The sequence below is a fragment of the Rufibacter aurantiacus genome, assembly GCF_017916345.1.
In the GTDB taxonomy this organism is placed as follows: Bacteria; Bacteroidota; Bacteroidia; order Cytophagales; family Hymenobacteraceae; genus Nibribacter; species Nibribacter roseolus.
Map to the genome: position 1 here is coordinate 55,328 of NZ_JAFMSV010000004.1, position 15,761 is coordinate 71,088.

At 49.0% G+C, this 15,761-nt stretch carries 17 protein-coding genes; 12 read left to right on the forward strand and 5 right to left on the reverse strand.

The genetic code is table 11. The features are described from left to right. The first annotated feature begins 106 nt into the window (after positions 1–106). Complete coding sequence (locus tag J3P34_RS15035; protein ID WP_210489501.1) at positions 107–502, forward strand: group III truncated hemoglobin; 396 nt, start codon at positions 107–109, stop codon at positions 500–502. Positions 503–809: 307 nt separating this feature from the next. Here J3P34_RS15035 and J3P34_RS15040 read toward each other — a convergent pair whose 3' ends face one another. Then, positions 810–1,205, reverse strand: coding sequence for a YidH family protein (locus tag J3P34_RS15040; protein ID WP_210489502.1), 396 nt, complete (start codon positions 1,203–1,205; stop codon positions 810–812). Positions 1,206–1,379: 174 nt separating this feature from the next. Here J3P34_RS15040 and J3P34_RS15045 point away from each other — a divergent pair, with 174 nt between their 5' ends. The 10 genes from J3P34_RS15045 to J3P34_RS15090 all read left to right on the forward strand — a co-directional run bounded on the left by J3P34_RS15045 (position 1,380) and on the right by J3P34_RS15090 (position 9,828). Continuing rightward, positions 1,380–2,012, forward strand: coding sequence for a DUF6799 domain-containing protein (locus tag J3P34_RS15045; RefSeq protein WP_210489503.1), 633 nt, complete (start codon positions 1,380–1,382; stop codon positions 2,010–2,012). Between the two features lie 25 nt (positions 2,013–2,037). Further along, a complete protein-coding gene (locus J3P34_RS15050) occupies positions 2,038–2,925 on the forward strand; it encodes a YitT family protein (RefSeq protein ID WP_246849878.1) in 888 nt (295 codons plus the stop codon). Between the two features lie 448 nt (positions 2,926–3,373). Further along, entirely contained in the window at positions 3,374–3,973 is a 600-nt protein-coding gene (locus tag J3P34_RS15055; RefSeq protein WP_062543751.1) for an RNA polymerase sigma factor, read from the forward strand. After that, positions 3,948–4,178, forward strand: a complete 231-nt coding sequence (locus J3P34_RS15060) for a hypothetical protein (RefSeq protein ID WP_210461972.1) — start codon at positions 3,948–3,950, stop codon at positions 4,176–4,178. The genes J3P34_RS15055 and J3P34_RS15060 overlap by 26 nt, the downstream gene beginning before the upstream one ends. A 330-nt stretch (positions 4,179–4,508) precedes the next feature. Then, complete coding sequence (locus J3P34_RS15065; protein WP_210461974.1) at positions 4,509–5,018, forward strand: GAF domain-containing protein; 510 nt, start codon at positions 4,509–4,511, stop codon at positions 5,016–5,018. A gap of 311 nt (positions 5,019–5,329) precedes the next feature. Continuing rightward, the gene (locus J3P34_RS15070; RefSeq protein WP_210489504.1) at positions 5,330–5,902 is read left to right on the forward strand and encodes a heme NO-binding domain-containing protein; all 573 of its coding nucleotides are present in this window, start codon (positions 5,330–5,332) and stop codon (positions 5,900–5,902) included. A 298-nt stretch (positions 5,903–6,200) separates the two neighbouring features. Then, complete coding sequence (gene nth / locus J3P34_RS15075; RefSeq protein WP_210489505.1) at positions 6,201–6,878, forward strand: endonuclease III; 678 nt, start codon at positions 6,201–6,203, stop codon at positions 6,876–6,878. A gap of 184 nt (positions 6,879–7,062) precedes the next feature. After that, on the forward strand, positions 7,063–7,611 hold the full coding sequence (locus J3P34_RS15080; protein WP_210489506.1) for an STM3941 family protein: 549 nt from the start codon (positions 7,063–7,065) through the stop codon (positions 7,609–7,611). A 101-nt stretch (positions 7,612–7,712) separates the two neighbouring features. Next, positions 7,713–8,090 carry a nuclear transport factor 2 family protein gene (locus J3P34_RS15085; RefSeq protein WP_210489507.1) on the forward strand — a complete coding sequence of 126 codons (378 nt, stop codon included), beginning with the start codon at positions 7,713–7,715 and terminating at the stop codon, positions 8,088–8,090. A 226-nt stretch (positions 8,091–8,316) separates the two neighbouring features. Further along, positions 8,317–9,828, forward strand: a complete 1,512-nt coding sequence (locus tag J3P34_RS15090) for a serine hydrolase domain-containing protein (RefSeq protein WP_210489509.1) — start codon at positions 8,317–8,319, stop codon at positions 9,826–9,828. 64 nt (positions 9,829–9,892) lie between these two features. Here J3P34_RS15090 and J3P34_RS15095 read toward each other — a convergent pair whose 3' ends face one another. Together J3P34_RS15095 and gldB are read right to left on the reverse strand one after the other, a co-directional pair. Next, positions 9,893–11,092, reverse strand: coding sequence for a glycosyltransferase family 4 protein (locus tag J3P34_RS15095; protein ID WP_210489511.1), 1,200 nt, complete (start codon positions 11,090–11,092; stop codon positions 9,893–9,895). A gap of 63 nt (positions 11,093–11,155) precedes the next feature. Then, on the reverse strand, positions 11,156–12,151 hold the full coding sequence (gene gldB / locus J3P34_RS15100) for a gliding motility lipoprotein GldB (RefSeq protein ID WP_246853744.1): 996 nt from the start codon (positions 12,149–12,151) through the stop codon (positions 11,156–11,158). A 62-nt stretch (positions 12,152–12,213) separates the two neighbouring features. Here gldB and J3P34_RS15105 point away from each other — a divergent pair, with 62 nt between their 5' ends. After that, positions 12,214–12,906 (forward strand): porin family protein, encoded by a 693-nt coding sequence (locus J3P34_RS15105; protein ID WP_210489512.1) that lies wholly within the window; start codon positions 12,214–12,216, stop codon positions 12,904–12,906. 118 nt (positions 12,907–13,024) lie between these two features. Here the strand turns inward: J3P34_RS15105 and J3P34_RS15110 are convergent, their stop codons facing one another. Further along, positions 13,025–14,629 (reverse strand): Rne/Rng family ribonuclease, encoded by a 1,605-nt coding sequence (locus tag J3P34_RS15110; protein WP_210489513.1) that lies wholly within the window; start codon positions 14,627–14,629, stop codon positions 13,025–13,027. Between the two features lie 218 nt (positions 14,630–14,847). Next, a complete protein-coding gene (locus J3P34_RS15115) occupies positions 14,848–15,732 on the reverse strand; it encodes a tetratricopeptide repeat protein (RefSeq protein WP_246849882.1) in 885 nt (294 codons plus the stop codon). Positions 15,733–15,761: the final 29 nt, after the last annotated feature.

Here is a 15,761-nt window from a genome sequence, read left to right on the forward strand (position 1 = left end):
TTTTCAGAAAAATGGCCCCAAAATGACCAAGGTCATTTCGCCGGAGGGCACTATTGCGTAACCTTGCCTTGTTAAAAAATGGGAGCTATCTGCTTCCGCGAAGGACATGAACAGAGAATTGAAATCTGATATAACCACTGAGGAAGACATTAAGAAACTGGTGGATACTTTCTATGACCACGTGAACCGGGATGAATTGCTGGGGCCCGTGTTCAACGAGTTTGCCAAGGTAGACTGGGACCACCACTTGCCCATGATGTATGCTTTCTGGAGCACAGTACTGTTTGGCTCCATGGCGTACAAAGGCCAACCTTTTCCCAAGCATTTCGCGCTGCCTATTGACCGGACGCATTTTACCCGCTGGATTGCCCTTTTCACCCAAACCGTAGAAGAACTGTTTGCCGGCGATATGGCTGAACAAGCAAAACAGAAGGCTGCCAGCATTGCCAATATCTTCCAGATGAAAATGGGTTTGTGGGCTACGCCGCTGGTCAAGCCCTGAGGCGTTTGAGGTCTGATTTTACAGAGTCAGGTCTGAAACACCTCAGCATGTATACAACAGAGATGCCCCTGGCTTAAGAAAGAAATACCTATAAAGCAGCAATGGAAGCCTTTGAGAGGCTTCCATTGCTGCTTTATAGAGGGGGTATATTGCTAGATGACATGGGTAACGTTTACCTAAAAACGTAGCCCGCCATTCGGGAAGAGAAAAGAAAAGAAAGTGGGCGATTTTGCATTCCAACAACACTTCTTCGTACATCGCCGCACTTCCTTATTTCATTTAAGTACAATTTTCATACCAACATCAATCACTGCTGGCTCATATTCATCTGCACAGATTTTTCGGCTTTCAATAAAGCCAGCATCTGTTTTGCCGGAACGTAGGCATCACGTTTGTGCTGGATCAGGGCACGCTTTATCGCAAATTTCCGGTATCCTATGCCACCTATTACTATCCCTAACGGAATTAGAAAAGCGGCAATCCACATGGAAACCGTTGAATTAAAAAACTGATGCAAGGAAACTCCCGCAATAATGAGTGAAAGCGATGTTCTCAGGTAAGCCAGGAACGTCCGCTCGTTGGCGAAAGAGGTACGCTCAATGGCCAACGTATCCTTGATTTCGGCATTGGCTTTCTCCTTCTCTTTAAGGTCCTTCTTTACCTCCTCCCTAAACTCCGGCGTCATGCTAAATTCATATTCCATACACAGGTTTATACGACCTCATTTTTAAGATAGATGCGCTATATTTTTAATTTTTCAAAGAACCTTCCTGCATCTTTTGTTTAACCCACCTGCAACAAGTGATTTTCGATGGACCTCAATCCCATCATCTAGATAGCAAATCCCGTATATAGAACCTGATTCAAACACACACCTATGAAAAGAACCGTTCTATACCACTTATTCTTCTTTTTGGCTTTTACCGGCATTTCGCAACTGGCCTGGGCGCAGCAGACTTCAGATTCGCTCATCACGCGGTCTAATATCAAAGACAACACCATCTTCTGGCAACAGGGAAAACTGGTGCAGCACCGGGGCGGCAAACTCTATGAAGTACAGGAACCCGTACAGTACAGCAACGGAACCGTGGTATCGCCCTCAGGCCAGGTGAACCTGGCCGGCGGCAAAACCTACACGCTCAAACAGAAGAACGCCGTGAACCCGCAGGGCAAGGTGGTGTTGGTCGCCGATGACATTTTCACCCACAACACTATTATAGAACACGAGAAGAAAGTAGTAGGCGATACCGAGGTGCGCATTCTAACAGTAGACGGCCAGATAGTATCGGCAGGAAACCAAAAGCAGAAGGTCACCTACACCCTGGCGCAGGAGAAAAGGATACAGCTTCTGGAGCAGATTGTGAAACTGCAGGAACAGCGCAACGCCTTGCTGGAAGCCAACCTTACCGCCCAGGAGCGGAAAAGCATTGAAGCTTACTACAATGGCTTGAACAAGCAACTCACCTCTGTAAACCAGCAACTACAGGCACTTTCTCCCCCAGTCAAGTAATTCTTACCTATAAACTCCCGTTTCCTTGAATCCGCCTTTACCTCCTAAGCTCGCCGCCCTGAAAGTCAAGCGCCCCTGGGGAAGGTTTCGTGATATCCTGCTCATCTGTTTTGGGATCTGCTCCGCGGGCGTAGGCCTCAAAGGCTTCCTGATTCCCAACCATTTCATTGACGGTGGGGTAACGGGCCTTTCCATGCTTGTGTCCAAGAGTTCGGGGCTTCCGTTGCCGCTCTTGATTCTCTTTATCAATGCCCCATTCCTGATTGCCGGCTACACGCAGGTGGCCCGCTCCTTCGCGCTCAAAAGCCTGCTTGCGGTAATGGGCTTGTCGGTTCTTCTGCTTACCATAGAATTCCCCATCATTACCCATGACAAACTGCTCACGGCGGTGTTTGGCGGGTTCTTTCTGGGGGCGGGCATTGGTCTGTCTATCAGGGGCGGCTGCGTGCTGGATGGCACCGAGATCATGGCGCTGCTTTTGAGCAAACGCACCAGCCTCACTATTGGCGACGTGATCCTGATCATCAACCTCTTCCTTTTTCTAGGCGCGGCTTTTCTGTTGGGCGCGGAGCCGGCCATGTACTCGGTACTCACCTATCTCACCGCCTCCAAAACCATTGACTTCATCATCAACGGAATTGAGGAATACACCGGCGTCACCATTGTATCGGTGCACAGTGATACCATGCGGCAGGCCATCCTGACCCAGCTGGGCCGGGCTGTGACCATCTATAAAGGTCAGCGGGGTTTCACCGGCGAGGAGATTGACATCCTTTACTGCGTGGTGACCCGCCTGGAGGTGCAAAGGCTGAAAACCCTTATCAATGAACTAGATGCCGGGGCCTTTATAATCATGCACAGCATCAATGATACCTCGGGCGGCATGATCAAGAAAAGGCCGCTGTCGCACTAGCCCAGCCCGGACAAAGTCAATTTATCTCACTTTTATTGGGGCGGGAAACCTGAGATTGTTACTTTTGTTTTTCGGCCCAGGATCTTTGAAGAAGAATCCGGCCTTTTTGCTTTCTTTTTCAAAAAGCAGGCAAAAAACTTTTCAGGAGTTTTATAGCGTCAAATCCTAGTATTTTTTGGTGGTTTGAGGCCTTAAAAACCGCCAGAATGGGCGCCTGCTGCCTTTTACTGGTGTGATATTTGAGGCGGTTCCATTTTCTGCGTTTAACTGTTTTAAAGCGGGTTTCTGGAAAAGGGCTCTAAAACGAAAAAAAAGTTTTTCAGAATATTTTTCGGCGTTGCATTTCAATGTCCTATTTTCTATATTTGGTAATCACATAAAACCAATCTTAATAACCTAACCTCACAATATGGCATAAACCTCTACGTTACCTTATTTGTAGATTTAGATGAATACAGTACAGCTAAATGATTCGGCGTTAGTAACGTCGTATATCGCTGGTAACGAGAGCGCCTTTGAGGAATTGGTTAACCGCCACAAGAGCAAGGTTTACACCACTATTCTGCTTATAGTAAAAGATACCTACACAGCCGAAGACCTGCTACAGGAGACTTTTGTGAAGGCTATCCATACCATGAAGAGCGGTCGTTACAACGAAGAGGGCAAATTTTCATCCTGGATCTGCCGTATCGCCCATAACTTGGCTATTGATTATTTCCGTCGGGAGAAACGGAGCCCAATGATTACTTTGGAAGACGGCAGCAATGTGTTCAACACTTTGAGCTTCTCTGAAGAATCAGTGGAATCCATCCGGATCAAAGAGGAAACGCATGCCCGTTTGCGGGAACTGATTCAACAGTTGCCGGCTGCGCAGAAAGAGGTGCTGATCATGCGCCACTACGCTGACATGAGTTTCCAGGAGATTGCAGAGGCTACCGGTGTAAGCATTAACACGGCTTTGGGCAGAATGAGATACGCATTAATTAACCTGCGGAAAAAAATGTCCAATGATAAAACAGCCTATGACCAAAACCTTTACTCATCATGATCTAGTACAGTACCTTTATAACGAACTGCCTAAAAAGCAACGCCTGGCCCTGGAAGAAGCCTTAATGGTGGACCAGGTACTAGCCGAAGCCTGTGCTGATCTGCTCCTCACCCAGCTAAGCTTGGAGGAAGCGCTCACCGTACCAAGCGAGCGGGTCACCGACGCTATCATCAGTTACTCCAAAACTGTAAGTCTGCATCCGTAAAAATCAAGATTAAGTAAAACAAGAAGCCCTGGCTACAACCAATAGTCAGGGCTTCTTGTTTTAAGCCTGTTTTTTAGAAAAGAGCATTTTTATAGATACTGGCCAAAATTATTACGGCTACGCTTAATCATTTAGCTGATTCTTGCGCCTTACAATTGAATATATTGTATTTGAAATGTACATGAGAAAACAATGTTAACCCGAACGGTTAGATTATTGAGCGCAAGTGGTTTTAAGCATTATCTTTGAAGGTTATATAAGACCAACTTCGGCAACCGAAGGGTAAAAGACAAGACCCTGAGAATGCCTTATCCACTCCATACCAAACCAATGAAGAACACGTTCGGCTTGCCGATTATACCAGAGAATGAAGAAGAGAGACTGGACAAATTGCGGAGCCTGTACATTCTGAACACCCACCGTGAGGAAGGCACTTTCAAGCACATCGCCAGCATGGCCGCCCATATGTTTTCTGTACCCATTGCCCTGGTAAACCTGGTAGACAGTGAGTTTGTGTACACCAAAGCCAGCGCGGGAATGGAAGTCACCCCTCCGGTACCCAGGGGCACCAGCCTCTGCTCACTTGCCGTACTCAAAGATGGGGCCACTGTTTTTGAGAACGCACTGGGAGAACCCTGCCTTCTGGCCAATCCTATGGTGACGGGCGAGTTTGGGCTACGCTTCTACGCCGCAGCCCCTCTAAGAACCAACGATGGCTTTAATATTGGCGCGCTCTGCATTGTAGACAAGGAACCAAGAGGATTCTCAGAGGCCGACCAGCGGGTGCTGGAGAGCCTAGCCTCCGTAGTAATGGAGAACATAGAGCGGGGCACTACCTAAAAACAAAGCCATTGAATTCTGAATGAATGAAGCCATTCTCTACCACTTTCCAGAGCAGGCAGGTGGCCAGAAGAATGGCTCATGTCTTTGTTAACCCGCTGAGAACCTTTTCTAGCCAATTCTTTGCCTATGACTTGCTTTCAAAAGAAACTTCTTACAACTTACCCCAATGTGGGGCAAAATACCATATCACAGTATCTCAGTAGCTTACGTTGTTGAAGCCATGAAGTGATACCCTGGTTACTCACAATTGGTAACCAGGAAACCTTCAGTCGACAATCCGTATATATTCTTGACAAAAATACTGACAAATGACAACTGAAACGGGTCTCCAAGACATGATGCACGGCTCCATCTTCGTGCTGCTGAAGCGTTTTGTGGAAGGCACCTACGATTACAGCACCTGGGTGCGGCTGCTGGAGAAAGTGGGCGTGGAGCACGCTTCCTACCAGATGCAGGGAATGTACCCCACAGATGAGCTTTTCGCCATCGTACACCAGGCCTCTGAAGACACGGGCATTCCGGCCTATGAGCTGATGGAGCAATACGGAGAGTTCTTAGTGCCCGATCTGCTGCTGGTCTACAAGAAATACATCAAGCCTGAGTGGCGCACCTATGAGATGCTGCTCAATACTGAGAAGTCTATGCACGGAGCAGTCAAAAAAGAAGACAGCAGAACTTCTCCCCCAAAGCTTCTGGTGACGCAGCAGGGAGAAAACCGCCTGGTTATTGATTATTATTCCAAACGGCGCATGTGTGGGGTGGCCGTAGGTATCATCAAAGGCATTGCCAAGTACTACGGCGAGTCAGATATGGTAACGGTTACCCGCATGAGCGATCCTTACGCAGAAAGGGTACAGATTTTGGTTGACTTTAAAAGATGAGCCCATCCCTTTTAGTCTGGTTTAACCTGCCCGCACCTGCACGTGATAGCTAATTCTAAATATTGAAGCCTTGGTTATGCAAAGTAATCAAGGCTTCAATATTTAGGGCCAATAGGTTTGACCTTCTTGGCCGTTGCGTTTTGCGCGAATCAAAAAACTTTTCCGCTCCGGCAAAGTCACATCTTCTTTCAGATTAGGCTTTGGTTTTTCACGAAGAGATTACCTTTTCTGGAAAGCCAGTATGTTCTGGCAAAGAGCCTCCTTTTGCCTAAGTTTGTATTCTTAACCTTCTACCCCGATGCGCAAACCAGAGCGGTACCGCCATTTAATATCTTATTTCACCCAGAACTTCCCCGAAGCGGAAACCGAGCTGGATTACCGCAACCCGTATGAGCTGCTGGTAGCTGTGGTATTGAGCGCCCAGTGCACCGATAAGCGCGTGAACCTGGTCACCCCGCCTCTGTTTGAAGCCTTTCCCTCTCCAGATGTCCTGGCTACCGCAACTTCAGATGACATTTTCCCTTACATCAAGAGCATCTCTTATCCCAACAATAAAGCAAAGCACCTGGCCGGATTGGGCAAAATGCTGACTGAGCGTTTCGGGGGCGAGGTACCTTCTTCAATTGAGGAGCTGCAGCTACTTCCAGGTGTAGGCCGCAAAACCGCCAATGTCATTGCCTCCGTGATTTTCAACATGCCCGCCATGGCGGTGGATACGCACGTGTTCAGGGTTTCCAAACGGCTGGGCCTGGTAAGTTCCAAAGCCAAAACGCCACTGGAGGTAGAGAAAGAGTTGTTGAAGCACATTCCGGTGGATCTGGTACCCAAAGCGCACCACTGGCTTATCTTGCACGGCCGCTACATCTGCCTGGCCCGTACCCCGCAATGCGAACGATGCCCCCTCACCCATTTCTGCGCCTACTACCAGAAGAACTGGCCCAACAAACCTGATGACCCGCAGAACAAGCTCGGCTAAGCAGGCCGCTTTTGTTTTGGGGCTGTTTTGCTAAAAATGTACCTAAAACCATTTGCCCTTTCTTTCCTATCGCAAGACATAGTATATTGAAAATATTATTGGAGCATCCGGGATGATCTGTTCCTTTCAACGGGTAAGCTCCCATTGCCGGGCCTGACTATCAGGTAAAAACCATTAAGAGAAAATGGATAGGATAGAAATCTACACCAGTAAGAAGAAGTCAGTATTCATGCTACTTGGCGCCTTGGTGTTCGTGGTTTTAGGGATATGGCTGTTCCTGGACGCAGAGCACCTCACCGGCTGGCCCGCACGAAATCCGCTCATCACGCAGGGAGTGGGAATAGCCTCGGTTTTGTTCTTTGGGTGCTGCGCCCTGGTGGCAATCAAAAGAGTGATCAAAACAAAGCTAGTCTTAACCCTTGATCCTGAGGGCCTAGGATTTTACGCCAATAAATCTGCTCCTCTTTTGCTGGAATGGAAAGACATCCTCGGCTTTAACGAGGTAAGAATCCAAAGCCAGAAATTTTTAGTCATTATGGTGGCAGAGCCCGACTTCTGGATTGAGAAAGAAACAAGTTTCTTCCGCCGGAAATTGATGCAGCTCAACCTGAAGAACTATGGCTCGCCCTTTAATACCGCGGCCGCCGGGCTCGACATCAGTCATGAAGAACTGACCGGAAAATTGAATAGCTATTTAGAAGAATATGGCTCTGGGGCCCATCAACCTGTATAGCACCTGCTTTAGGTGTTACTTCCTGTCAATTACAAACAATTGGCTGACCATTAACTAAACTGAGAGAATATACCGCAACTTCCTTCAAGTGATATTAAAGTATGACCAATAGAGAAGAAATAATCCGGAACTACATAGACGGCTATAATCAGTTTGATGTGGACAGAATGGTACACGACTTTGATGAGGCCATTGTATTTGAAAACATCTCTAATGGCGAAACTAACCTGTCCCTGACTGGCTTACAGGCCTTCAAAGAGCAAGCCGAGCAAGCTAAAAACTATTTTTCTTCCAGGAGGCAGACCATCACCTCCTTCAATCATCAGGAAAACCAAACCGAGATCGAGATTGCTTACAGCGCCACCTTGGCGACAGACTTGTCCAATGGCTTGAAAAAAGGAGAGGAACTGAATCTCCAAGGCAAATCAATCTTCACTTTCTCAGGAGATAAGATCATTAAGCTGACGGACATCAGTTAAGAAGTAGTCTCCAGAACAATTTTCAATAACGATTGGGCAACAAGGCCTTGCCGCAGGATTTCTTCGGTTTTACCTGTTGCCTGTTTTAGGCATTAATCTTCAAAAACAGACCTAAAACAGCCCGTAAATTAATTTTGCCCTTTGCACAGAGGGTAAAAGCAGTTTGGGCTGTCTCTTCTTGTAGTACTTTGGTTGTGAATCCCTTCCTCAATAAAGAACTACACTGATGACTCCTTCCACTAAACTCAGGATACTGGTCCTGCTACTCGGTTTTCTTTCTGCGCCATTCATAGGCCAGGCGCAGGAAGCGCCCAACTCAAAGCTGTACAAAGCAATTATGGCGCAGGATAGCCTCCTCTTCAATGTGGGGTTTAACACCTGTAACATTGCCCAGTTTGAAAGCGTGGTCAGCAACAATTTTGAGTTCTACCATGACAAGGGCGGCATCACACCCTCCAAAGAGGCGTTTATCTCGGGTTTTAAGAATGGCTTATGCAAATCGCCTTCTACCTACCAGTCGCGCAGGGAGTTGATACCGGGCAGTACTGAGGTGTTCCCTCTTTACAAAGACAACCATGTACTGTATGGGGCTATTCAGACGGGAAGACACCGCTTCTATGAAAAAGAGGCCGGAAAAGAAGAGACCTTCGCCAGCACCGCCCGGTTCACGCACGTATGGCAACTGGAAAACGGCGCATGGAAACTCATCCGTAGCCTGAGCTATGACCACGTGAATGCTACCGGTGTTACCTTTGGCGCCGCTGCATTTGCCAATGACGCCGAAATAGAGACCTGGCTCAAAGACAACAAGTTTCCGGCCATGGCCATCGGGGTTATCAATGACGGAAAGCTCCAGCAGATCAAAGTCTTTGGCGAACTGAAGCAAGGCACGCCTGCTCCCTACAACACCATCTTCAATGTGGCATCGCTGGCTAAACCTATTACCGCCATGGTGACTATGAAACTGGTGAATGCCGGCAAGTGGAAACTGGACGAGCCCCTGGCCACCTATTGGACAGACCCTGACATTGCTCATGACCCCAGAAGCAAAAAGCTCACGACCCGCCATGTTTTAACCCACCAGACCGGTTTCCCCAACTGGCGCTGGATGAACGAATCCAAAAAGCTTGCCTTCCAGTTTGACCCGGGCACCAAGTACCAATACTCAGGCGAAGGCATGGAATATTTGCGGCGGGCCTTGGAAAAGAAATTCCACAAAACCCTGGACCAACTAGCCGATTCGCTCATCTTCAAGCCCCTGAATATGAAGGACACCAAATACGTCTGGGACAAAGGCGTGGATGAATCAAGGTTCGCGCTGTGGCACAACACCAAAGGCGGCCTGTATGACACCTATAAGAACACCAGCGCCAACGCCGCCGATGACCTTTTAACCACGGTGGAAGACTACAGCAAATTCCTGATCTCGGTGATGAATGGCGGCGGGCTTTCCAAAGAGACGTTCAATGAGATGGTGTCGCATCAGGTAAAAACCAAGGATAACATCTTCTTTGGATTGGGCATGGAAGTGTATGACCTCGGGAACGGAGAATACGCCTTATCGCACAGCGGCTCAGACCACGGTACCGCTGCTCTGTTCTTTATTCTACCTAAGTCCAAAAAAGGCATGATTATCATGACCAACGTAGATGACGGGTACCGGTCTTACGAGAAAATGGTGAAAACCTTCCTGGGGGATAATGGCCAGAAGATCATTGACATCGCCATGAAAGAATAAGCATTCGGCAAATGGAGTACGGCACTCCTTCACGTGGAACGCTGCTCCTCAAGGAATGACCGGGTTACCTTTTCAGCTGCACCACCTGCTCAAAAATCTTTTCTAACACAGGTATCATCTTGAGGCGGTCAAACTGCTCACGGGCCACGTGGGCTGCATTCTTGCGCATAGTGGCCCTGTCCTCCCGTTGGGATAACTTGTGTTCCAGGGAATGAGCTAAAGCCTGCGCATCGCCGGCCGGGACGTACCAGCCACAACCCTGCGTTTCCACCAGTTTCTTGGTCCAGCCGGGATTAGTGACAATGACGGGGGTACCTACCGCCAAACTATCGAACAGTTTTCCCGGAGAGTTGGCTTCCAGCACTGGCAAGTGGATAAAAGACACTACTGATGCATCAGCAATTGAAAACAGCTGGAAGATTTCATGGCGGGGCAAGGGCGGCAACAGCTTGATGTTGCTTTGCTGTTTAGCGGCCGTTTCCAGCAAAGGAGCATCAAAACCCTGCCCGGTGAAAACAAAGCAGATATCCGGCTGATGTTGCAGCAGCTTGGAGGCGTTCACCAGCATAGGAATATCATTGGCCCGGCCGTAGGTACCAGCATACAAAACCACCCTTTTCCCCTGCAACCCTAGACGCTCCCGCAAAGCCTGCTGTTCTGTCAAAGAAATTGGCGCCGGAATTTCCGTCCCATTGACCAACGTGGTCACTTTCTGGGGAGAGATGCCTTTGTCCAGGATGTACCGCTCCATATCAGAAGACAGCGGAATGATGTGGGCGGCCTGCCTGTACAAGGAGGCTTCCATGCGATACAACTGGCGCTGCGCAAGGGTAGATGGTACTGCGCCCATCTGGATGGGGAAAGAAGGCCAGAGATCCTGCACCTCAAACACCCAGGGCACCTTCCTGAACCGGGATACCTGTGCTGCTGCCCAGGCGGTAGTCAAAGGCGTGGAGACACCCCAGATGACATCGGGTTTGGGCATGCGCAGCCCTTTCACAAAGGCATGCGTAGCGAAGGAACTGAAAGCCTTCACGCGCTGCACCACGCCCATCTTGTTAAAATACGGCACATCTATGGACACCAGTTCTACACCCGGCGGTACCCAATCATACAACTGCGTGAGGCGTTTGCTCTCCCAGGCATTGGAAGTGATGAGGGTGATCTGATGTTGTTTCGCCAGTTCAGCCATAAACGTGTAATGCCGGCAGGTGGCCGGGCAGTCTGGGTTATGGTGGTACTGGTGAAACAGCGCAATGTGCATGGCAAAGGGCAAGGAGTAAAGTTTAGGGGCTGTTTTTATGAAAACAGCCCCTAAACAGAAAGTCTATTTTTTCTGCGGCTTGTATTTAGATCGCTCCAGAATCTTGCGGGCGTCTTTCTCCTCCATTAATTGTTGTAGGGTCACATCTGGGTTATTTTCCATGTACTTGCGCACAATCTGCCAGCCTACCCAGGTGGCAATACGGCCCGGGCAACGTTCACTGATCTCAGGTACGTTAGGGCGCTCGCCAATGTACTTCCTAATGGTGAATTGGCTGGTCTCATACAGCAGACCTTTCTCTACCAGGTGCGCCCAGATTTTGCCTTCGTTGTAGTTCACATCGGCCAGTTCCTGGCCGGTGTACCAGATAATGAGCGAGTCTGGCGTGCAGGGCAGCATTTTCTGGGTAAAATAGTAAGACTTGCCGTAATCTATCATCTCGTCCAGCATCTCCTTGTTCACAAAATCAGTCTTGTTGAATTTGTTGGAGACCAGCAGCATGACAGACGGCACCAGGTTCTCTTTCTCGTAGCGATTGAGGATGTACTCCGGCGCCTGCGGCCGAAAAGAGGCTTTCTTCCCGATGAAGAAGTCCAGGCCCAGCACCACCAGGCTATCGCTCACGAGTAAGTCACGGCTGAGGCCTGAGATAAAGGACTGCACTTTGGGCAGGTGGAAAGAAGGATAATAGTATTTCACATGCTTGAAACCGTTCTCCAGGCCCTGCTCCACAGTCTTCATATCGCCAAATGTGGCATTACTCTGCTGGTAGAGTTTATGGATGCTGGTATCAGTAGCCAGGCGGAGCAGGTTCTGCGCCATGAGTTCTTCTGAGGGGTAGCGGTCGCGCAGCAGGAACCTGTCTCTGAGCAGCGGCTCCTCTTTGAGGAAGGCCTGCATCTCTGGCACAGTTTTTATCTTGAAAAAGCGTTCTTCCAATCGGTCAATCTTTATGTCTACCGGAACACGGGATACTTCATCCGGAATCTCGCACGTTTCCTTCTTTGAACAACCAAAAAACAACACAACAGTAAACAGCAGCAATAAATAGCCTCGCATCCTTATTCTTCCTTTATCTTTAAGCAAATTTAACGTACTAATTTTTAATACCCTCTTACCCTATGAAGATGATTCGTTTTACTCCCCTGGTTTTGGTTCTGGCCGCTCTTTTATTTTTCTCGCAGGAAGCGTCTGCACAGATAGAAATAGGCGTGAAAGTAGCCCCATCTGTTACCTCCACCCGCACCATTGCCAAAGACCAGTACAACTTCAAGAATGAAGGCGCCGGCGTAGGGTTTGGCATGGGCGTGATCGCCGACTATTTCTTCGGGGCAAACTACGCGTTCAGCACCGGCCTGCTCTACAACGTAAAAGGAGGCGAAGTATCGTATGATTACCGCCAAATGAATGGCACTGCTGAAACCCGCATCACCGGTTCAGACGATATCAACCTCCAGTACCTGGAGATCCCTGTCTCTTTGAAGCTCTTCACCAACGAGGTAGCCACCGATACGCGCCTGTATTTCCAGGCGGGCACGTCTCTGAACACCATGCTGGCCGCCAAGGTAAATGACAAGAAAGTGGACACCGAAGGCGACAAATACACCAAGCGTTTCAACACCTTTGAGATCGGGGCCGTGCTGGGTGCCGGGGCCGAGTGGCAGTTGGGCGAAAGCACCAAGCTGTTCGGGGGCTTGTCTTACCACCGCGGCCTTACCGATGTGGATGACGACTACTATGCCGGCACTTTCAGCGATAACAAGGTAGAGCTCAAGAACAGCTCTTTCGCCCTGGATTTCGGGATCAAGTTCTAATTCCGTTCTGGGCCTGTTTCTGTAAAAAGAGACTCAGAACAGATCAACCTTATACAACGAAAAAGCCCCCGTTTCACAACGGGGGCTTTTCTTTTATATCGCAGGCGATGGAAACGTTTTACTCTGTCTCTACCGCGCGGTCTTGTAACCCATTTACTTCAGTGTAAGCCGATTTCAGCTCAATTTCGTCGCCGTGTTCATCCATCACCTTGAAATCTGTGAGGGCGAGCGCCGTATCTTTCATCACGTTCACCCGCTTGAAGTGCTTCAGGAACCATCTCCGCTGTTTGGAGAGAATGCCTTTGGTGTAGTACGCGTGCAAGAACGGATGCACGTACAGCGTAATGTTCTTTTGATTCTGGCGGGTCAATAGATCTTCAATGGTCTGATCTATCTCGTCGGTTACCAGAATACTGGCGGATATCTTGCCGCTGCCTCCGCAGGTAGGGCATACCTCGCCGGTTACAATGTTCTGCTCAGGCCTTACGCGCTGGCGGGTGATCTGCATGAGGCCGAACTTGGAAATGGGCAGCACCGTGTACTTAGACCGGTCTTTCTTCATCTCCTCCTTCACTACATCCTGCACGCGTTGCCGGTTCTCGGCTGACTTCATGTCTATGAAGTCCACTACAATGATTCCGCCCAGGTCCCGGAGGCGCAACTGACGCGCTACCTCTTTTGCCGCAGTAAGATTCACATTGAGGGCGGTCGCTTCCTGGTCCGTCTCGGAGTTGGATTTGTTTCCGCTGTTCACATCTACCACGTGCAGGGCCTCAGTATGTTCAATTACCAGGTACCCCCCGCCGGGGATGCTCACCGTCTTCCCGAAAAGGGATTTCAGCTGCTTTTCAATGTTAAAGTGTTCAAAGGTTTTCACCTTACCCGAGTAATGCTTCAGGATCTTCAGCTTATCCGGGGCTATGGATTCAATGTAAGTTCTGATCTCGTCGTGCAGTTTGGCGTCATCCACCACAATGCTGTCAAAACTTTCATTCAATATGTCTCTCAACATGGAGGAGGAGCGTCCTAGCTCCCCAATTACCTTGTCGCGTTCCTTGGCGGTGCGCAACTTGGCAATGCCTTCTTCCCAGGTAGCCAGCATGGTGCGGAGGTCTTTGTCTAACTCCGCCACCTCGCGGCCCTCGGCCACGGTACGGATGATGACCCCAAAGTTTTCCGGTTTAATGGAAGTGATGAGGCGTTTTAGACGCGTACGCTCTTCTTTGCTTACAATCTTCTTTGACACGCTTACTGTGTTAGAGAAGGGCACAAGCACCAGGTAGCGGCCAGCCAGGGAAATCTCACAAGAGAGCCGGGGCCCCTTGGTAGATATTGGCTCTTTTACAATCTGTACTAAGATCTGCTGCCCTTTTTTAAGGACATCGGCCATCTTACCCAGCTTGTCTATTTCGGGCTCAAACTTTACAGAATTAAGCTTGGCGGGCGTGTTCTTCTGGGTCTGCACCATCTTCACGAATTTATTGAGAGTCTTGATGTTCTCTCCTAAATCATGGTAGTGCAGGAACGCGTCTTTGGTGTACCCAATGTCAATGAACGCGGCGTTCAGACCAGGCATCACCTTTTTCACAGTTCCCAGGAAAATGTCTCCCACTGAGTAGTTCGTATCATTCCGGTCGAAGTGATACTCTACTAATCGCTTATCCTGAAGAAGGGCTATTCGTTCTCCATCTTGAGTAGAATTAATAATTAATTCGTTACTCAATGTATTAGATGCTTAGGTGGAAGAATATACCAAAGCCCATCATTACCTTAAATGGTAATGTGGGCTCTCAGAATCAAAGGCCGGGCCTTATTTTTTCTTATGTCTATTCTTACGAAGACGCTTCTTTCTTTTGTGAGTAGAGATCTTATGTCTTTTTCTTTTCTTACCGCAAGGCATAGTGTTGATTTTTTATGTGTGAAAAATATTTTAACTCTCTTTTACTGTGCGCCGTTCAGGCGCTGCAGGTAACTTTCTACCGAGGCCTGCACCTCAGGGTCTTTGCTGATCTGCTTCACCTTAAGGAAAGCTTTCTGGGCATCTGCCTTTTTACCTGTCTCAGACAACGCCACGCCCAGGTAAAAGGTGCCCTCTACGTGGTTAGGATTTACCGCCAGTAGTTCATTGAACCGGTCTACCGCCTTCTCATACTGATTAGACTGGATAGACAGCACGCCCAGGTTGAACAGAGCTTTCTCGTTCTTAGGGTCAGCGGCAATCACTTCGCGCAGGAGGGTAATGCCCCGCATAGGAGTGCTGCTGGAGATATAGGTCATGGCCAGGTTGTTCTTGGCATCCAGATTAGAAGGGTTGTTTTTCAGCACCTGCTCATACAGCCCCTGCGCCTTGCCGCCCAGTTCCTGGGAGCGTTCCTGCGTGGCGGCAAAGGTGAATGCCTCAAAGTACTGATCAGCCGCCTTCTGGAAGCTTTTCTCGCCTGGTCTAACCAGCGCTACCTGCTCATAATAGTAGCCAGCGCTGTCATGTTTGGCAATGGCGGCGTATTTCTGCGCCAGCTCATCGGCCAGTTTGCCTTTGGCTTGTGAATTGCTCTCCCGGCTGAACTTGGTGCGCAGTTCTGCGATCTCCTTCAACTGGGCGGGGGTAGCTTCCACGTGCGCTGCGGCGGGAGCTGCTGCTTCTGCAGCGTGGTCTTCATGGCCCTCATGATTAGGGTCATGGGAAGACTCGCCAGCCGAGGCAGGGGCTCCGTTAGCGGCAAATTCGCCTTTCTTATCTTTATTGATAATCACTTTCGGTAACAACGCCATCAATACGGCCAGCACCACGGCAGAAAGAATGAGGGCTATCCGACCTTTTGACATATTCTCGTTATCCGGAAATTATTATGAAG